Origin of the sequence: Ferrovibrio terrae (assembly GCF_007197755.1) — a bacterium.
GTDB lineage: Bacteria > Pseudomonadota > Alphaproteobacteria > Ferrovibrionales > Ferrovibrionaceae > Ferrovibrio > Ferrovibrio terrae.
The window spans coordinates 3613561-3631447 of record NZ_CP041636.1; the positions used below are offsets into that span (position 1 = coordinate 3613561).

17 protein-coding genes and 1 tRNA gene are annotated in these 17887 nt (G+C 63.2%); all 18 read right to left on the reverse strand.

What is annotated here, in order from left to right; genetic code table 11:
- Positions 1-74: 74 nt before the first annotated feature.
- Positions 75-1730 carry a ribonuclease J gene (locus tag FNB15_RS17675; protein WP_144257983.1) on the reverse strand — a complete coding sequence of 552 codons (1656 nt, stop codon included), beginning with the start codon at positions 1728-1730 and terminating at the stop codon, positions 75-77.
- A gap of 6 nt (positions 1731-1736) precedes the next feature.
- Positions 1737-2504 (reverse strand): type III pantothenate kinase, encoded by a 768-nt coding sequence (locus FNB15_RS17680; protein WP_144257984.1) that lies wholly within the window; start codon positions 2502-2504, stop codon positions 1737-1739.
- A gap of 12 nt (positions 2505-2516) precedes the next feature.
- Entirely contained in the window at positions 2517-3245 is a 729-nt protein-coding gene (locus FNB15_RS17685) for a biotin--[acetyl-CoA-carboxylase] ligase (RefSeq protein WP_144257985.1), read from the reverse strand.
- Between the two features lie 38 nt (positions 3246-3283).
- Positions 3284-4660, reverse strand: a complete 1377-nt coding sequence (gene nuoN / locus FNB15_RS17690; RefSeq protein WP_246068874.1) for an NADH-quinone oxidoreductase subunit NuoN — start codon at positions 4658-4660, stop codon at positions 3284-3286.
- A 68-nt stretch (positions 4661-4728) separates the two neighbouring features.
- Positions 4729-6243: an NADH-quinone oxidoreductase subunit M gene (locus FNB15_RS17695; protein WP_144257987.1), complete on the reverse strand. Its 1515-nt coding sequence runs from the start codon at positions 6241-6243 to the stop codon at positions 4729-4731.
- A gap of 4 nt (positions 6244-6247) precedes the next feature.
- Positions 6248-8176 carry an NADH-quinone oxidoreductase subunit L gene (gene nuoL, locus FNB15_RS17700; RefSeq protein WP_144258814.1) on the reverse strand — a complete coding sequence of 643 codons (1929 nt, stop codon included), beginning with the start codon at positions 8174-8176 and terminating at the stop codon, positions 6248-6250.
- 14 nt (positions 8177-8190) lie between these two features.
- Positions 8191-8499, reverse strand: coding sequence for an NADH-quinone oxidoreductase subunit NuoK (gene nuoK, locus FNB15_RS17705; protein ID WP_144257988.1), 309 nt, complete (start codon positions 8497-8499; stop codon positions 8191-8193).
- 2 nt (positions 8500-8501) lie between these two features.
- Entirely contained in the window at positions 8502-9116 is a 615-nt protein-coding gene (locus FNB15_RS17710; protein ID WP_144257989.1) for an NADH-quinone oxidoreductase subunit J, read from the reverse strand.
- 26 nt (positions 9117-9142) lie between these two features.
- Complete coding sequence (gene nuoI, locus FNB15_RS17715) at positions 9143-9631, reverse strand: NADH-quinone oxidoreductase subunit NuoI (RefSeq protein ID WP_144257990.1); 489 nt, start codon at positions 9629-9631, stop codon at positions 9143-9145.
- 3 nt (positions 9632-9634) lie between these two features.
- A complete protein-coding gene (gene nuoH, locus FNB15_RS17720) occupies positions 9635-10666 on the reverse strand; it encodes an NADH-quinone oxidoreductase subunit NuoH (RefSeq protein ID WP_144257991.1) in 1032 nt (343 codons plus the stop codon).
- A complete protein-coding gene (nuoG, locus tag FNB15_RS17725) occupies positions 10659-12725 on the reverse strand; it encodes an NADH-quinone oxidoreductase subunit NuoG (protein ID WP_144257992.1) in 2067 nt (688 codons plus the stop codon). Before nuoG ends, nuoH begins: the two co-directional genes overlap by 8 nt.
- A gap of 18 nt (positions 12726-12743) precedes the next feature.
- The gene (gene nuoF / locus FNB15_RS17730; protein WP_144257993.1) at positions 12744-14042 is read right to left on the reverse strand and encodes an NADH-quinone oxidoreductase subunit NuoF; all 1299 of its coding nucleotides are present in this window, start codon (positions 14040-14042) and stop codon (positions 12744-12746) included.
- Positions 14043-14056: 14 nt separating this feature from the next.
- The gene (nuoE, locus tag FNB15_RS17735) at positions 14057-14695 is read right to left on the reverse strand and encodes an NADH-quinone oxidoreductase subunit NuoE (protein ID WP_144257994.1); all 639 of its coding nucleotides are present in this window, start codon (positions 14693-14695) and stop codon (positions 14057-14059) included.
- Positions 14692-15870 carry an NADH-quinone oxidoreductase subunit D gene (locus FNB15_RS17740; protein WP_144257995.1) on the reverse strand — a complete coding sequence of 393 codons (1179 nt, stop codon included), beginning with the start codon at positions 15868-15870 and terminating at the stop codon, positions 14692-14694. The genes nuoE and FNB15_RS17740 overlap by 4 nt, the downstream gene beginning before the upstream one ends.
- A gap of 1 nt (position 15871) precedes the next feature.
- Entirely contained in the window at positions 15872-16510 is a 639-nt protein-coding gene (locus FNB15_RS17745) for an NADH-quinone oxidoreductase subunit C (protein ID WP_144257996.1), read from the reverse strand.
- Positions 16511-16520: 10 nt separating this feature from the next.
- Positions 16521-17090: a NuoB/complex I 20 kDa subunit family protein gene (locus FNB15_RS17750; RefSeq protein WP_144257997.1), complete on the reverse strand. Its 570-nt coding sequence runs from the start codon at positions 17088-17090 to the stop codon at positions 16521-16523.
- Positions 17087-17452 carry an NADH-quinone oxidoreductase subunit A gene (locus FNB15_RS17755; protein ID WP_144258815.1) on the reverse strand — a complete coding sequence of 122 codons (366 nt, stop codon included), beginning with the start codon at positions 17450-17452 and terminating at the stop codon, positions 17087-17089. Before FNB15_RS17755 ends, FNB15_RS17750 begins: the two co-directional genes overlap by 4 nt.
- A 273-nt stretch (positions 17453-17725) precedes the next feature.
- A tRNA-Asp gene (locus tag FNB15_RS17760) sits at positions 17726-17802 on the reverse strand.
- Positions 17803-17887 lie beyond the last annotated feature (85 nt).

A 17887-nucleotide genomic window follows, 5' to 3' on the forward strand; every position in this document is an offset into this window, starting at 1 on the left:
TCTGCACTGCAATATGGGGGCGAAAAAGCCTGCCGGCAAGCGGACGAAAAGCCGCACCGGTGTAAAGACTTACCTTACGGCATCCGCACGATCTGCACCTGGCAGATCGGCTTGCGGCCGGTCAGGCTGCGCAGGTAGCTGCGCATCGCCTTGACGGCGGCCTGCTCCAGCGCCGCGTCGTCGCGCGACGATTTCAGACTGTCGATGGCGTCGGCGATCTCCTCGGCGATCTCGTCCTCGATATCCTCGATCTCGAAATTCACCACGCCGGCCAGCATCACCTGCGGATCGGCCAGCAGCTTGCCGCGATCGTCGACCACGAGCGTCACTGCGGCAGCACCGTTGAAAGCGAGCTTGCGCCGCACGCCCAGCGTCCCGCCCTGCAGCGGGATCAACTCGTCGCCGTCGATCGCCAGACGCCCCGCCGGCACCTGCTCCACCACATCGGGTTCGCCCGGCGCCAGCCGGATCAGGTCGCCGTTGCGCGGCACGATGCCATGCGGCACCTGCAGGCTCTGGGCGAAGCGCGCATGCTCCACCAGATGACGCGGTTCGCCATGCACCGGCACCGCGATCTGCGGCCGGACCAGCGCATACATCTCGGCCAGTTCGTCGCGCGACGGATGGCCCGACACATGCACGAAGGCATCCTTCTCGGTGATCACCTCGATGCCGCGGCTGACCAGTTCATTGTGCAGCCTGAACAGCGTGCGCTCGTTGCCCGGAATGATCTTGGAGGAAAACACCACGGTATCCCGGGGCGACATCACCACATGCGGATGGCTGCCAAACGCAATGCGCGCCATGGCGCCGCGCGGCTCGCCCTGACAGCCGGTGCAGATGTAGAGAATTTTGTCGCGCGGCAGGAAGCCGGCCTCGCGCTCATCCACCTGGTTGGGGACATGCTTCAGATAGCCGTTCTCCTGCGCCGCCGCCATGAACCGGTGCAGCGAGCGGCCGATCAGGCAGACATGGCGGCCGAGATCCTTGGCCACCAGGAACAGGCTTTCCAGCCGCGCCAGATTTGACGAAAACGTGGTGATCGCGATGCGGCCGGTCTTGTCCCTCAGCAGCGGCAGCAACGCGTCATGCACCTCGCCTTCCGAACCAGACGTGCCGCGACTGAACACATTGGTACTGTCACAGACCAGCGCCAGCACGCCCTTGTCGCCATAGCTGCGCAGCGTTTCGATCTCGGTCTGGGGCCCCAGCATCGGGCGCGGATCCAGCTTCCAGTCGCCGGTATGCAGCACGGTGCCACGCGGCGTCTCGATGGCCAGCGCCTGACTCTCCGGCGTCGAATGCGTGATGTTCATCGAGCGGATCCTGAACGGGCCCAGTTCGATCAAATCGCCCGGCTGGTAGATATGCACCGGCACGTCATCGACCATGCCCTTCTCTTCCAGCTTGCGCCGCAGCACGCTGGCGGCAAAGCCGGTAGCCCAGACCGGGCATTGCAGCTCCTCCCAGCAATGGCTGATCGCGCCGAGATGGTCTTCATGGGCATGGGTGAGGATCAGCCCCAGCAGCTTCTCGCGCCGGCCAGCAATCCAGGCCACATCGGGCACCACCATGTCGACGCCCGGCATGCCCTCGTCGGCAAAGCTGGTGCCGAGATCGACCATGATCCACTGATCCCCGTAGCCATACAGGTTCAGGTTCATGCCGATTTCGTTCACCCCGCCGAGGGGAAGGAAATACAGGCTGTCCTTGTCGAGGCGTTCTGACATCAGGGCCTATTGCTGCATGCTGCGGCGGTAAATCTCGATCAGGCCGCGCACGGTGATATCGGGCACGATCTTCTCGATCACGTCGGTGGCGCCGTCGAAGACCGGCGCGAGACCGCCGGTGGAGATCACCCGCATCGGCCGGCCGAACTCACCCCGGATGCGGGCGACGATGCCCTCGATCAGCCCGACATAGCCGTAGAACACGCCGGAATGCATGCAGGCCACGGTATTCACGCCGATCACGCTTTTCGGTTTCTCGACAACGATCCTTGGCAGCAGGGCCGTGGCATTGACCAGCGCCTCGATGGACAGGTTGATACCCGGCGCAATCACGCCGCCGCAATAGGCCCCCTCCTCGTCGACCACATCGAAGGTCGTCGCCGTGCCGAAATCGACGATGATCATCGCCGTCTTCGGGAACATGACGGAAGCGCCGACCGTATTGCAGATGCGGTCGGCGCCGGCGCCCTGCCCCTTGATCTGCACGCCGTATTTCACATTCGGCTCGCCCAGTACCAGCGGCTCGGTGCTGAAGTAGCGGGTGCAGAGCCGGCGCAGGTTGAAGGTCGCCTGCGGCACCACGCTGGCGAGGATGGCGGCGGTAATCTGCTTCGGGTCGATGCCTTCAAGCTGCATCAGCTGCAGCAGCCAGACCGCATGTTCGTCGGCGGTGCGCATGGCCGAGGTATGCTGGCGCCATTCGCCGACAATCCGGTCGCCGTCGATGACACCGAATTTCACATTGGTGTTGTTGGCATTGATGGCGAGCAGCATGGCGCGTCCTTTTCAGCCGGCCGGGAACACGTCGCCGGCCGTGACAGTCTGCCTGCGGCCGTCAGGCAATTCCAGCAGAAGCGCGCCGCCATCATCCAGCGCGACAAACCGCCCCTGCAGTTCACTGTCAGGCAGTCGCACCACCACGGGCTGCCCCAGCCCCTGCGCCCGCGCCAGCCAGGCGGTGCGCACCGGGGCGAAGCCTTCGACCTGCCAGCGACCATACCAGTAGCCGTAGCGCGCCAGCAGCCACGGGGCGAAGTCCTCCGGTGTCACAGTGATGCCATGAGCCGCCAGCGACGTGACCGGATACGGCGTTCCCTCAGGGTGCCAGGCGAGGTTGACGCCGATACCGACCGTGACCCAGCCCAGCGCACCATCCGGGCCAGTGCGGGATTCGAGCAGGATGCCGGCGATCTTGGCGCCGTTGACCAACACGTCGTTCGGCCATTTGCAGGTCAGCGTCGCCGGCACCGACGCGAGGTCGAGCGCCTCAAGCAACGCCACAGCTGTCAGGAAGGACAGCGTGGCGGCTTCGGCCGGAGTTACCTTCGGTCTCAGCAGTAGTGAGAGAAAGAGATTGCCCGGCGGCGAGTCCCAAGCACGGCCACGGCGGCCGCGACCAGCGGTCTGCTGTTTCGCCAGCACCGCGAGGCCTTCCACAGCACCGGATTCAGCCTGGCGGCGGACTTCCTCATTGGTGCTGTCGACGCTGTCGAAGACCTGGACATCCCACTTCATAGGATTGGCCAGGCCACCATGCCAGGGAACCGTACGGCTTACGGGAACAGCGAGCGGGCGGCTGTGGCCGCCATGCTGAGCAGCGGTGCCGGCCAGATGAAGAACAGCATGGTGAACAGCCCGGTCACGGTCATCACCGCGCCCAGTTCGCCACGCACCGGCTTGGCCAGCGGCTCGGAGGCTTCGTCGAAATACATGATCTTGACGATGCGCAGGTAGTAGTAAGCGCCGACCACCGAGCTCAGCACGCCGATCACCGCCAGCGTATAGAGGCCAGCGTTAATGGCGGACATGAAGATGTAGAACTTGCCGAAGAAGCCGGCCAGCGGCGGCACGCCGGCAAGCGAGAACATGAAGCCGGCCAGCAACAGCGCCATGCCCGGATGGGTCTTGGCCAGGCCGGCCAGATCGCTGACGCCCTCGACCATCTGGTCTTTCTGGCGCATGCAGAGAATGCAGGCAAACGTCCCGACATTCATGGCGAGATAGATCGCCAGATAGATCAGGATGCCGCGCACGCCCTCTTCCGTCCCGGCCGCGAGGCCGATCAGGGCATAGCCGACATGGCCGATGGACGAATAGGCCATCAGGCGCTTGATGTTGGTCTGCGCGATGGCGGCGAAAGCGCCGAGCAGCATCGACAACGTGCTGACCACGATGATGATCTGCTGCCATTCATGGGCGACCTCGCCGAACGGCGTCAGGATCGCGCGCACGAACAGCGCCATGGCCGCAATCTTCGGCGCCACGGCAAAGAAGGCCGTCACCGGGGTCGGCGCGCCTTCATAGACGTCAGGCGTCCACATATGGAAGGGCACGGCCGAGACTTTGAAAGCGAGGCCCGCCGACAGGAAAACAATACCGACCACCAGGCCGATCGAGGCCTGGCCGCCGAGCGCCACCGCGATCTGGGTGAAGCTGGTCGAGCCGGCGAAGCCGTAGATCATCGAGGCGCCGTAGAGCAGCATGCCCGACGACAGCGCGCCGAGCACGAAATACTTCAGGCCGGCTTCGGTGGCGCGGCCGGAATCGCGCTTGAAGGCAGCCAGCACATACAGCGACAGCGACTGCAGCTCGAGACCAAGATAGAGCGCGATCAGGTCGTTGGCCGAGACCATCATCATCATGCCGGTGCTGGCCAGCAGGATCAGCACGGGATACTCGAACCGCTCCATGCGTTCGTAGCGGTTATAGCCAAGCGACAGGATGATCGAGAAGGCTGAACCGAGCAGGATCAGAACCTTGGCGAAGCGGCCGAAGCCGTCAGAGACGAACAGCCCGCCGAAGGTGAGAACCGAACCGGCCGGCTGCATGGCAACCAGCGCCACCGCGATCAGAAGCACCAGCACGGCAAGCCACGACACCATGCGGGTGGAGCCATCGCCACGGAAGACGCCGAACATCAGCAGCGCCATGGCCGAGAGCGCAAGCCAGAGTTCCGGATAGGCAGGCGCGAGTGCGGGCAGGGTCACGATCTAAACTCCTAGCGAGCAGCGGTGGCCATCGCCTTCGCGGCGGCCATCGCAGTCTGGTGCTGGTCGAGCAGATGCTTGACCGAGGCGGCCATCACATCGAAGAACGGCGCCGGGTAAATACCCATCCACAGCGTCATGATCACCAGCGGTGCAAAGATGGCGATCTCACGCGGCGACAGGTCGGTCATCGCCTTGAGGTCGGCCTTGGTCAGCTCGCCGAAAACAACGCGACGGTAGAGATACAGCGCGTAAGCCGCGGCAAAGATCACGCCGCTGGTGGCGATCAGCGCGACCCAGGTGTTGGCCTGGAAGGCGCCGACCAGCGTCAGCAGCTCGCCAACGAAACCGCCGGTGCCCGGCAGGCCGACATTGGCCATGGTGAACAGCATGAAGATCACGGCGTATTTCGGCATGTTGTTGGCCAGGCCGCCATAGCGCGCGATCTCGCGGGTATGCAGGCGGTCGTAGACCACGCCGACGCAGAGGAACAACGCGCCGGAGATAATGCCGTGGCTGAGCATCTGGAAGATCGCGCCTTCAATGCCCTGCGTGTTGAGCGCGAAGATACCCATGGTGACGAAGCCCATATGCGCCACCGAGGAATAGGCGATCAGCTTTTTCATGTCCTCCTGCACCAGCGCCACGATCGAGGCGTAGACGATGGCGATCACGCTAAGCGCGAAGACGAAGGGCGCGAAGTATTCCGAGGCAATCGGGAACATTGGCAGTGAGAAGCGCAGGAAGCCGTAGCCGCCCATCTTCAGCAGCACGGCGGCCAGGATCACTGAACCGGCGGTCGGCGCTTCAACGTGTGCGTCCGGCAGCCAGGTATGCACCGGCCACATCGGCATCTTCACCGCGAAGGATGCGAAGAAGGCGAGCCACAGCCAGGTCTGCGCCTGGGCCGAGAACAGGCCGGTCTTCATCAGGCTCGGGATATCGGTCGTGCCAGCGGTGAAATACATGTACAGCAGCGCGAGCAGCAGCAGCACCGAGCCGAGCAGCGTGTAGAGGAAGAACTTGAAGCTGGCATAAATGCGGCGCTTGCCGCCCCAGATGCCGATGATCAGGAACATCGGGATCAGGCCGGCTTCGAACAGCAGGTAGAACAGCACCAGATCGAGCGCGCAGAACACGCCGACCATCAGGGTTTCCATGACCAGGAAGGCGATCATGTATTCCTTGACGCGATGTTCGATGGCTTCCCAGCTGGCCAGGATGCAGAAAGGCATCAGGAAAGTGGTCAGGATGACGAACAGCATGGAAATGCCATCGACGCCCATATGATAGTTGATGCCGGCGCCGATCCACTCGCCCTTCTCGACGAACTGGAAGGTCGCGGTCGAGTTGTCGAAGTTCAGCCAGATCAGCAGCGACACCAGGAAGGTGATCGTGGTGGTCCACAGCGCCACCGAACGGGCGTTGCGGGCCACGATCTCCTCCGGGCCGCGCGCCAGGAAGATGAAGGCGGCACCGACCAGCGGCAGGAAGGTGACGATCGACAGCAAGGGCATGCTCGACATCGGATTAGTGCCCCATCGCACTGAAGAAGTAGGTCACCAGCACCGCCACGCCGATCAGCATGGCGAAGGCATAGTGATAGACATAACCGGACTGCAGGATCGAGGCGCGCCTGGCCAGACGCACGACCGTGGCGGCCAGCCCATCCGGGCCGAGGCCGTCGATGATCTTGCCGTCCCCGCCCTTCCACAGCAGATTGCCGAGCCAGAAGGTCGGGCGCACGAAGACGCGGTCATACAGCTCGTCGAAATACCACTTGTTGAGCAGGAAGCTGTACAGCATGTGGTGCTGCGCGGCGGTCCGGCCCGGCAGGCTGGTGTCGCGGATATAGGCGATCCAGGCGATGAAGATGCCGATGACGCCGACGATGATCGGGCCGACCTTGACGAGGAACGGCACATGATGCGCCTCGTCCATCGCCTTGTGATTTTCCAGGATCAGGATCGAGCTGCCCCAGAATTCCTTCCAGTGATGGCCGACGAAGCCGTCGTAGAAGACGATACCGGCCAGGACCGCACCGGTGGCCAGCACGAACAGCGGGATCAGCATGACCATCGGACTTTCATGCACGTGTTCCATCACGTGATGATCGGCGCGCGGCTTGCCATGGAAGGTCATGAACAGCAGGCGCCAGGAGTAGAAGGCGGTCAGGATCGCGGCGGCCATACCCATGATGTAGGCATACTGCCCTACCCCGCCAGCGGCATAGGCCACTTCGAGGATCATGTCTTTGGAGTAATAGCCGGCGAAGATCGGGAAGCCGGCCAGCGCGAGGCTGCCGATCCACATCATCGCGTAGGTGATCTTGATGTGCTTCCACAGCCCGCCCATGCGGCGCATGTCCTGCTCGCCATCGACGGCATGGATCACCGAGCCGGCGCCCAGGAACAGCAGGGCCTTGAAGAAGGCATGCGTGAACAGGTGGAAGATCGCGGCCGGATAGGCCGAGACGCCCAGCGCGAAGAACATGTAGCCGAGCTGCGAGCAGGTCGAATAGGCGATCACGCGCTTGATGTCGTTCTGCGCAAGACCAACCGTCGCGGCGAAGAAGGCCGTGCTGGCACCGATCACGGTGACGAAGGCCAGTGTATCCGGTGCGTATTCGAACAGCGGCGAGCAGCGCGCGACCATGAAGACGCCGGCGGTGACCATGGTGGCTGCATGGATCAGCGCCGACACAGGCGTCGGGCCCTCCATGGCGTCCGGCAGCCAGGTGTGCAGGCCGAGCTGGGCCGACTTGCCCATGGCGCCGAGGAACAGCAGGAAGGTGGCGACAGTCAGGATGTCCCAGTCCTTCCACAGGAAGTGGAAGGTCTTGCCGGCAAGATCAGGGGCAGCGGCGAAGACAGCCTCGAAGGTGACGCTGCCAGTGGCAAAGAACAGCGCCATGATGCCGAGCGCGAAGCCGAAATCACCGACGCGGTTGACCACGAAGGCCTTGATCGAGGCGGCATTGGCGCTGGGCTTGTGGAACCAGAAGCCGATCAGCAGATATGAGGCCAGGCCGACGCCTTCCCAGCCCATGTAGAGCTGCACGAAGTTGTCCGCCGTGATCAGCATCAGCATCGCGAAAGTGAACAGCGACAGATACGAGAAGAAGCGCGAGCGGTGCGGATCGTGGCTCATATAGCCGACGGAATAGACATGCACGACGGCCGACACGGTGTTGACCACCACCAGCATCACGGCGGTGAGCTGGTCGATCTTCAGTGCCCAGTCGACGCTGAAGGTGCCGGAATCGATCCAGTCGAGCACCTTGACGGTGACGACCATGCCCTTGGAGATCACGAGATAGAAGGCAACCCAGGACAGCACGGCCGAGATGATCACCGCCACGCAGGTGACGGCCATCGAGGCGACGTCGCCGATGCGGCGGCCGAACAGGCCTGCAATAATGGCGGCCAGCAGCGGCAGGAAAACGATCAGATGGTACATCGTCATCGCTGGCCTCAGCCCTTCATCATATTGATATCTTCAACCGCGATGGTGCCGCGGTTGCGGAAGTAAACAACCAGGATCGCGAGGCCGATGGCCGCCTCACCCGCCGCCACCGTCAGTACAAACAGGGCGAATATCTGGCCGACCAGATCGTTCAGGTGGGTGGAGAACGCCACCAGGTTGATGTTGACGGCGAGCAGCATCAGCTCGATCGACATCAGGATGACGATCACGTTCTTGCGGTTCAGGAAGATGCCGAGGATCCCGAGTGTGAACAGGATCGCGGCAACCGTCAGATAATGTCCGAGGCCGATGGTCATGGTCAGATTCCCTTCCTCGGCTCGACCTTACGGATCGCCACCGCTTCGTCGCGCGGGCGATTGACCTGCTCGGAAATGCTCTGGCGCCGCACGCCGGGGCGCGAGCGGAGCGTCAGCACGATGGCGCCGATCATGGCGACCAGCAGGATCAGGCCGGCGCCCTGGAACAGATAGATGTACTTGGTGTAGAGCACCGCACCCAGCGCATGGGTGTTGGTGACCTTGTCGAGTGCCGGGATCGGATCGGCTGCGACCGAGCGCGCCTCGGGCGCGATCACCCAGCCACCCAGCACCATGGCCAGTTCGATCAGCAGCACGATGCCGATCATGCCGCCAACCGGCAGATACTGCAGGAAGCCCTGGCGCAGTTCGACGAAGTTGATGTCGAGCATCATCACCACGAACAGGAACAGCACCGCCACGGCGCCGACATAGACAATCACCAGCAGCATGCCGAGGAATTCCGCGCCCATCAGCACGAACAGACCGGCCGCATTGAAGAAGGCCAGGATCAGGAACAGCACGCTGTGCACAGGATTGCGCGACGCAATCACCATGAAGCCGGAGGCCACGGTGATGGCTGCGAACAGGTAGAAGGCCAGAGCCTGGATAATCATCGTTTACCCCCTCGCCTGCGGCGCGCTCATCGATACGGCGCGTCCGCGGCGATGTTCCGCGAAATCTCGTATTCCCAGCGCTCGCCATTCGCGAGCAGCTTGTCCTTGTCGTAAAACAGTTCTTCACGCGTCTCGGTGGCGAATTCAAAATTCGGCCCCTCGACAATGGCATCGACCGGGCAGGCTTCCTGGCAGAAGCCGCAATAGATGCACTTGGTCATGTCGATGTCGTAGCGCGTGGTGCGACGCGAACCGTCATCGCGCGGCTCGGCCTCGATGGTGATGGCCTGGGCCGGGCAGATCGCCTCGCAGAGCTTGCAGGCGATGCAGCGCTCTTCGCCATTGGCATAGCGGCGCAGCGCATGTTCGCCGCGGAAGCGCGGGCTCAGCGGGCCTTTTTCATACGGATAGTTCAGCGTGGCGCGTGGCTTGAACATATAGGCAAAGGTCAGGCCCAGGCCTTTCACCACTTCCCAGAGGAAGATCGAGCGTGCACCGCGATCGAGCAAAGCCATGGCTCAGACACCTTTCGGGAGCAGGTCGAAGGCGAGCAGGAAGCCCGCGGTCAACACCACCCACAACAGCGAGAACGGCAGGAACACTTTCCAGCCCAGACGCATCAGCTGGTCGTAGCGGTAGCGCGGCACGGTGGCGCGCACCCAGATGAAGACGAACAGCAGCACGAAGATCTTCAGGCAGAACCAGACGATGCCCGGAATCCAGTTGAACGGCGCGACATCGAAGGGCGGCAGCCAGCCGCCAAGGAACAGGATCGTGGTCATGCCCGACATCAGGATCATGTTCGCGTATTCGCCGAGGAAGAACAGCGCAAAGGCCATCGACGAATATTCGACCTGGTAGCCGGCGACCAGTTCGGCTTCGGCTTCCGGCAGATCGAAGGGATGCCGGTTGGTCTCGGCCAGCGCCGAGATGAAGAAGACGATAAACATCGGGAAGAGCGGCAAGGCGAACCACACCGTCTTCTGCGCATTCACGATGGCGCTCAGGTTCAGCGACCCGACGCAGAGCAGCACGGTGATGATGACGAGGCCCATCGAGACTTCGTAGGACACCATCTGCGCCGAGGAGCGCAGCGCGCCGAGGAAAGCGTAGCGCGAATTCGACGACCAGCCGGCGATGATGATGCCGTAGACGCCCAGCGAGGAGATGGCGAAGAGATACAGCACGCCCACATTGATGTTGGCGATCACCCAGCCGTCAGCGACCGGGATCACCGCCCAGGCGATCAGCGCCAGGATGAAGGTGATGCAGGGCGCGGCGATGAACAGGAACTTGTTCGCGCCCGACGGGATGATGGTTTCCTTGAAGATCAGCTTGGCGGCGTCGGCGAACGGCTGCAGCAGACCGAAGGCGCCGACCACGTTCGGGCCCATGCGCAGCGACATCGCCGCCAGCACCTTGCGCTCCATCAGCGTCAGATAGGCCACAGCGATCAGCAGCGGCACCGTCAGCATCAGGATATGGGCAAGGATCAGCCCGCCCGGGAAGACGTAGCCGGTCCAGAGGGTTTGCCAGAGAGACTCAGTCATGGGTACCCGTCTTCGGCTGGGCGGCGCCACGCGCCAGCGCCGAACATTCGGCCATGGTCGCGGACGCGCGGGCAATCGGATTGGTCAGGAAGAAATCAGCCACGGTGGAGGCGAACGGCGCATCAGTGACGCTGCCGGCCGCGCCAAAGGCGCCCCAGGCCGCAGTGGCGAGTTTGTCGACGCCGGAGAAATGCGGCGCGAGTTCCAGCATGCGACGACGCAGCATGCCCAGATTGTCATAGGGCAGCTTGTGACCGAGCGGCTCGGACACGGCGCGGATGATCGACCAGTCCTCGCGGGCATCGCCCGGAGGCGCCGCGGCGCGACGGCCAAGCTGAACGCGGCCCTCGGTATTGACCCAGGTGGCGTCCTTCTCGACGTAAGCAGCGCCTGGCAGGATCACGTCGGCGCGCTTTGCGCCGACATCGCCATGGCTGCCCTGATAGATCACGAAAGCAGAACCGAGCTTGCTGGTGTCGATCTCATCGGCCCCCAGCAGCCAGACCGTCTTGATCTCGCCCGACTGCGCGCTGGCCAGAATGCCGGCGACATCTTTACCACCCTGCCCCGGCACAAAACCGAGATCGAGCGCGCCGACGCGGCTTGCAGCCGTATGCAGCATGTTGAAGCCGTTCCAGCCATCCTTCACGAGGCCGAGGCTGTCGGCAACCTGCTTCGCCAGCGCCAGCACGGCGGCACCATCGGCGCGGGCGATCGCGCCCTGGCCGAGGATCAGCATCGGCTTCTGCGCGCCCTTCAGCACTTCGGCAAAAGCATGACGGCCTTCGGCGATGTCCTTCAGCGTCGCAGCGCCAGCGCCGAGATAATCATATTTGTAGGTCAGTTGTGGCTGCTCGGCGCCGATCAGGGCGATCTTCACCTTGCCGGTGAGATAGCGCTTGCGCAGGCGCGCATTGATCAGGGCGGCTTCGCGGCGCGGATTGCTGCCGACGATCAGGATGGCGTCGGCCTCGTCGATGCCGGCAATACCGCTGTTGAACAGATAGCCGGCGCGGTTCGACGGGTCGATCTGCGCGCCATCCTGGCGGCAGTCCAGATTGGTCGAACCCAGCTTGCCCATCAGGTCCTTCAGCGCGGTCATGCTTTCACCGCAGGCCATGTCGCCAGCGATGGCGGCGATCTGGTTGCCCTGCAGGCCCTTCACGTTGACAGCGATGGCGGCGAAGGCTTCGGCCCAGGTGGCTTCCTGCAGCTTGCCGTTCTTGCGAACATACGGCCGGTCGAGGCGGCGGTTGCGCAGGCCGTCATAGGCGAAGCGACTCTTGTCGGAGAGCCACTCTTCGTTAACGTCCTCGTTCAGACGCGGCAGCACGCGCATCACTTCGCGGCCGCGCACATCGACGCGGATATTGGCGCCAACGGCGTCCATCGCGTCGATGCTTTCGGTCTTGCGCAGTTCCCAGGCGCGTGCCGTGAAGGCATAGGGCTTGGAGGTCAGCGCACCGACCGGGCAGAGGTCGATCACGTTGCCGGACAGTTCCGACGTCATCGCCTGCTCGAGATAGGTGGTGATCTGCATATCCTCGCCGCGACCGATGGCGCCGAGTTCCGGCACGCCGGCGACTTCCTGCGCGAAGCGGATGCAGCGGGTGCACTGGATGCACCGGGTCATCACCGTTTCGATCAGCGGACCCATATACTTGTCGGTGACGGCGCGCTTGTTCTCGTCGTAACGAGAAGAGCCCTTGCCATAGCCCATCGACTGATCCTGCAGGTCGCATTCGCCACCCTGGTCGCAGATCGGGCAATCCAGCGGGTGATTGATCAGCAGGAATTCCATCACGCCTTCGCGGGCCTTCTTCACCAGCGGCGTGTCGGTCTTGATCACCATGTTGTCGGCGGCGGGCATGGCACAGGAAGCAATCGGCTTCGGCGCCTTCTCCTGCTCGACCAGGCACATGCGGCAGTTGCCGGCGATGGTGAGGCGTTCGTGATAGCAGAAGCGCGGGATTTCCTTGCCGGCCAGTTCACAGGCCTGCAGCACGGTGGTGCCGGGCTCGACCGTTACCTGGATGCCGTCGATGGTCAACGTGGGCATTTCTAAGCCTTCCCCCGCCTACTCGGCTGCCGCCGGCAGAACCGGCGAACCCGTATGATATGCGTCGATGCGACGTTCGATCTCGCCGCGGAAATGCCGGATCAGGCCCTGGATCGGCCAGGCCGCGGCATCGCCGAGCGCGCAGATCGTGTGGCCTTCCACCTGCGTGGTGACTTCCAGCAGCATGTCGATTTCGCGCTTCTCGGCCCTGCCCTGCACGAGACGCTCCATCACGCGCCACATCCAGCCGGTGCCTTCACGGCACGGCGTGCACTGGCCGCAGGATTCATGCTTGTAGAACTTCGACAGGCGCGCGATGGCGCGCACCACGTCGGTGCTCTTGTCCATCACGATCACGGCGGCGGTGCCGAGGCCCGAACGCTGTGCGCGCAGGCTATCGAAATCCATCAGCACGTCGTCGCAGATCGACTTGGGCAGCAGCGGAACCGACGAGCCGCCCGGAATGATCGCAAGCAGATTATCCCAGCCGCCGCGCACGCCACCGGCATGCTTCTCGATCAGCTCTTTCAGCGGAATGCCCATCTCTTCTTCGACATTGCACGGCTTGTTCACATGGCCGGAAATGCAGAAGACCTTGGTGCCGGTGTTGTTCGGACGGCCGATGCCGGCGAACCACTCGCCACCGCGACGCAGGATGGTTGGCGCGACCGCGATACTCTCCACGTTGTTCACCGTGGTCGGGCAACCCCAGACGCCCATATTGGCCGGGAACGGCGGCTTGAGGCGCGGCTGGCCTTTCTTGCCTTCCAGGCTTTCAATCAGCGCGGTTTCTTCGCCGCAGATGTAGGCGCCGGCGCCGCGATGGATATAGACGTCGAAATCAAAACCCGAGCCGCAGGCATTCTTGCCGATCAGGCCGGCGGCATAGGCTTCGTCGATCGCGCCCTGCAGGTTCTCGGCCTCGCGGAAGAATTCACCGCGGATATAGATGTAGGCGGCGACCGCGCGCATGGCGAAGCCGGCGACGAGGCAGCCTTCGACCAGCTTGTGCGGATCGTGCCGCATCATGTCGCGGTCCTTGCATGTGCCCGGCTCGCCCTCGTCGGCATTGACGACGAGATACGACGGTCGGCCGTCGGACTGCTTGGGCATGAAGGACCACTTCATGCCGGTCGGGAAGCCGGCGCCACCGCGACCGCGCAGGCCGGACTTCTTCATCTCGTCGATGATCCAGTCCTGGCCCTTGTCGAGAATGGCCTTGGTGTTGTCCCAGTCACCACGCTTGCGGGCAGCCTCAAGGCGCCACGACTGCTGGCCGTAGAGATTGGTGAAGATGCGGTCTTTATCCTGAAGCATGTGCCGGCTCCGCCTCAGTCGTCATTCCCGCCGGCCGAAGCCGCGGGATTGAAAGTGGTCAACGTGGTGGCGCCGCCGAGCGGCTCCGACGACAGGCGGCCGTTCTGCGGGCCGGGCTTCGGCGTCTCGCCGCGCTTCAGCGCTTCGAGGATGCGGCCGGTGCTCTCTTCGTCGAGGTCCTCGAAGAAGTCGTCGTTATACTGCAGCATCGGCGCATTCACGCAGGCGCCGAGGCATTCCACCTCGATCACGGTGAACTTGCCATCGGCCGAGGTCTCGCCCGGATTGAGGCCGAGATGCTTCTTGCAAGCGCTCAGCACCTTGTCCGAGCCGGCGAGCCAGCACGGCGTCGTGGTGCAGACCTGCACGAAATGCGTACCCACGGGCGCCAGGTTGTACATCGTGTAGAAGCTGGCGACTTCCAGCACTTTGATCACCGGCACGTCGAGCATTTCGGCGATATAGCGGATCGCGGCCTGCGGCACCCAGTTGTCGTGCTGGCGCTGCGCGATATCCAGCAGCGGCATCACCGCACTGCGCTGACGGCCAGCCGGATACTTGGCGATATGCGTCTTGGCCAGCGCCAGGTTTTCCGCCGTGAAGGCGAAGCTGGCCGGCTGCTGCTCGGGCGGTGCGATATGAACGCCGCTCATCGATCGATCTCCCCGAACACAACGTCCATGTTGCCGACGATGGAGACGGCGTCAGCCAGCATGTAACCCTTCGACATGAAATCCGTGGCCTGCAGATGCGGGAAACCCGGCGCGCGGATACGGCAGCGATACGGCTTGTTCGAGCCGTCCGACACCAGATACACGCCGAACTCGCCCTTCGGCGCTTCAACGGCGGCATAAGCCTCGCCTTCGGGCACGCGATAGCCTTCGGTGTAGAGCTTGAAGTGATGGATCAGTGCTTCCATCGACTTCTTCATCTCGCCGCGCTTCGGCGGCACAACCTTGCGATCATCGGACGCAATCGGTCCGGTCGGCATTTTCTCGATCACCTGCTCGATGATGCGCGCGCTCTGGCGCATCTCTTCGATGCGGCAGAGATACCGGTCGAAACAGTCGCCGTTCTTGCCCACTGGCAGGTCGAAGTCATACTGCTCGTAGCCGTCATACGGCTGCGACTTGCGCAGATCCCAGGCAATGCCAGACCCGCGCAGCATCACGCCGGAAAAGCCCCAGTCGATCGCATCCTTGCCGCTGATCACGCCAATATCGACGTTGCGCTGGCGATAGATGCGGTTCTCGGTCAGCAGGCCTTCGATATCCTCGATCACCTTCAGCATGCGCGGCAGGTAATTGACGATATCCTCGTCCATGCCCTTGGGCATGTCCTGGTGCACGCCACCGGGGCGGAAATAGGCCGCATGCATGCGCGCGCCGGAAACACGCTCGTAGAATTCCATCAGCTTCTCGCGTTCCTCGAAGCCCCAGAGCGCCGGCGTCATCGCGCCGCAATCGAGAGCATGAGTCGTCACGTTCAGCAGGTGATTGAGCAGACGGCCGATCTCGGCGAACAGCACGCGCACGGCCTGGCCGCGCGCCGGCACTTCCAGGCCGAGCAGGCGCTCGGTGGCCAGAGCAAAGGCATGCTCCTGGTTCATCGGCGCGACGTAATCGAGGCGGTCGAAATACGGCACCGCCTGCAGATAGGTCTTGTGCTCGATCAGCTTCTCGGTGCCGCGATGCAGCAGGCCGATATGCGGATCGCAGCGCTCGACGATCTCGCCGTCGAGTTCCATGACAAGGCGCAGCACGCCGTGGGCCGCGGGATGCTGCGGCCCGAAGTTGACCATGTAGTTGGCAATGGATACTTCGGCCATGTTACTTCTGCCCCTCGGCCTTTTCGTCGCCCGGCAGCACGTATTTCGCGCCTTCCCACGGGCTCATGAAATCGAAGCGGCGGAACTCCTGCTGCAGCTGCACGGGCTCGTAGATCACGCGCTTCTGCGACTCGTCATAACGCACTTCGACATAACCGGTGAGCGGGAAATCCTTGCGCAGCGGATGCCCTTCGAAACCGTAATCCGACAGGATACGGCGCAGGTCCGGATGGCCGGAGAACATCACGCCGTACATGTCCCAGGTCTCGCGCTCGTACCAGTTGGCAGCGGAGTAAACGCCAACAGCCGACGGCACCGGCGTCTCTTCGTCGGTTTCCGCCTTGATGCGCACGCGCTGGTTCAGTTTCAGGCTCAGCAGGTGATAGACGATGTCGAAACGCTTGGCGCGTTCCGGCCAGTCCAGGCCGGTAATGTCGACCAGTTCGGCGAACTGGCAGTTGCCGTCGTCGCGCAGGAAGGTCAGCACCTGCACGATGCGCGCGGCCGGCACGCGGATGGTCAGTTCGCCCAGCGCGATATTCGTGTCGAGCAGATCGGCGCCGAGACCGGCAGCCAGATGGTCGGCCAGGTCCCGCAGGCTCTGTTCCTGTTCGCGCAAGATCGCCTTGCTGTCGGTCATGTCCGTGTCCTCAGCGGGCAATCGTGCCGGTGCGGCGGATCTTCTTCTGCAGCTGCAGAAGACCATAGATCAGCGCTTCGGCGGTCGGCGGGCAGCCGGGGATGTAGATATCGACCGGCACGATGCGGTCGCAGCCGCGCACCACCGAATAGGAATAGTGATAGTAGCCGCCGCCATTGGCGCAGCTGCCCATCGAGATCACGTAGCGCGGCTCGGCCATCTGGTCGTAGAGCTTGCGCAGTGCCGGCGCCATCTTGTTGGTCAGCGTGCCGGCGACGATCATCACGTCGGACTGGCGGGGCGAAGCGCGCGGCATCGAGCCGAAGCGGTCGAGATCGTAGCGCGCCATATAGGCGTGGATCATCTCGACGCCGCAGCAGGCCAGGCCGAAGGTCATCGGCCAGAGCGAGCCGGTGCGGGCCCAGTTGGCCAGCTTGTCGAGCGAGGAAATCACCACGCCCTTGTCGGCCAGCTCGTCGGAAATATCCTTGAAGAACACGTCCTGGTCGGAGCCGGGCTGAATGCCCTGCACGGTGGACAGGCCGGTGGCTGCAGGCTGATTGCTGGTCACGTTACTCATTCCCACTCCAGCGCCCCCTTCTTCCATTCGTAGATGAAGCCGATGGTGAGGATTCCGAGGAAGATCATCATCGACCAGAAGCCATAGACGCCGATCTCACCCAAGCTGATCGCCCAGGGGAACAGGAAGGCCACTTCAAGATCGAAGATGATGAAAAGAATGGCGACGAGGTAGAAGCGCACGTCGAACTGCTTGCGGGAATCGCCGAAGGGCTCGAAGCCGCACTCGTAGGTGGAATTCTTCTCGGGGTCCGGCGCGCGCTTGGCGGCCACGAAGGGCAGCAGGGCCAGAACCGCGGCCAGCACGATGGCCAGACCAAGGAAAAGCAGGATCGGCAGATATTCCCGCAGCAGGGCGTCCACGGTCATTCCCCTCCGAAAAAAAGCGTTCTGCCCGGGTAGGTCCCACCCCGCCCGAGTTCCGGCACGTTCTAGCCGTTTCCGTGCCGCGCCGCAACACGCCTCGGAATGGTAAAAACGTCGCAAGTTGCAGGGCCAGAAGCGATTTTCGGCTTTTTGAGAGTCGCTCGCAACAGCTTTCGGAGCCGACTCGATCCGTATACGAAAAAGCTATTTCGAGCCTGGTGCAGGCCCGGTCACGGATCGGATTTTCTGGAAGGGTTGCCAGCGGGGAAATGGCGAGAGTGACGGGACTTGAACCCGCGACCTCCGGCGTGACAGGCCGGCGCTCTAACCAACTGAGCTACACCCCCGCGGCGGCAGGCGGTTTACCCTTGGCTACCCCCGATGTCAAGCAGGCGCGACCGATATTCCGGCCACGCCTGCAAAGACTTGTCA

Excerpts from the sequence above, each read along its gene's own strand:
- FNB15_RS17695 (WP_144257987.1), bottom strand. The coding sequence starts at position 6,243 with ATGTCGAGCATGCCCTTGCTGTCGATCGTCACCTTCCTGCCGCTGGTC.
- nuoK (WP_144257988.1), bottom strand. The coding sequence starts at position 8,499 with ATGACCATCGGCCTCGGACATTATCTGACGGTTGCCGCGATCCTGTTC.
- nuoH (WP_144257991.1), bottom strand. The coding sequence starts at position 10,666 with ATGACTGAGTCTCTCTGGCAAACCCTCTGGACCGGCTACGTCTTCCCG.
- nuoI (WP_144257990.1), bottom strand. The coding sequence starts at position 9,631 with ATGGCTTTGCTCGATCGCGGTGCACGCTCGATCTTCCTCTGGGAAGTG.
- FNB15_RS17740 (WP_144257995.1), bottom strand. The coding sequence starts at position 15,870 with ATGGCCGAAGTATCCATTGCCAACTACATGGTCAACTTCGGGCCGCAG.
- nuoL (WP_144258814.1), bottom strand. The coding sequence starts at position 8,176 with ATGTACCATCTGATCGTTTTCCTGCCGCTGCTGGCCGCCATTATTGCA.
- FNB15_RS17675 (WP_144257983.1), bottom strand. The coding sequence starts at position 1,730 with ATGTCAGAACGCCTCGACAAGGACAGCCTGTATTTCCTTCCCCTCGGC.
- nuoN (WP_246068874.1), bottom strand. The coding sequence starts at position 4,660 with ATGGCGCTGCTGATGTTCGGCGTCTTCCGTGGCGATGGCTCCACCCGC.
- nuoE (WP_144257994.1), bottom strand. The coding sequence starts at position 14,695 with ATGAGCGGCGTTCATATCGCACCGCCCGAGCAGCAGCCGGCCAGCTTC.
- FNB15_RS17750 (WP_144257997.1), bottom strand. The coding sequence starts at position 17,090 with ATGAGTAACGTGACCAGCAATCAGCCTGCAGCCACCGGCCTGTCCACC.
- FNB15_RS17745 (WP_144257996.1), bottom strand. The coding sequence starts at position 16,510 with ATGACCGACAGCAAGGCGATCTTGCGCGAACAGGAACAGAGCCTGCGG.
- nuoG (WP_144257992.1), bottom strand. The coding sequence starts at position 12,725 with ATGCCCACGTTGACCATCGACGGCATCCAGGTAACGGTCGAGCCCGGC.
- nuoF (WP_144257993.1), bottom strand. The coding sequence starts at position 14,042 with ATGCTTCAGGATAAAGACCGCATCTTCACCAATCTCTACGGCCAGCAG.
- FNB15_RS17680 (WP_144257984.1), bottom strand. The coding sequence starts at position 2,504 with ATGCTGCTCGCCATCAATGCCAACAACACCAATGTGAAATTCGGTGTC.
- FNB15_RS17685 (WP_144257985.1), bottom strand. The coding sequence starts at position 3,245 with ATGAAGTGGGATGTCCAGGTCTTCGACAGCGTCGACAGCACCAATGAG.
- FNB15_RS17710 (WP_144257989.1), bottom strand. The coding sequence starts at position 9,116 with ATGATTATCCAGGCTCTGGCCTTCTACCTGTTCGCAGCCATCACCGTG.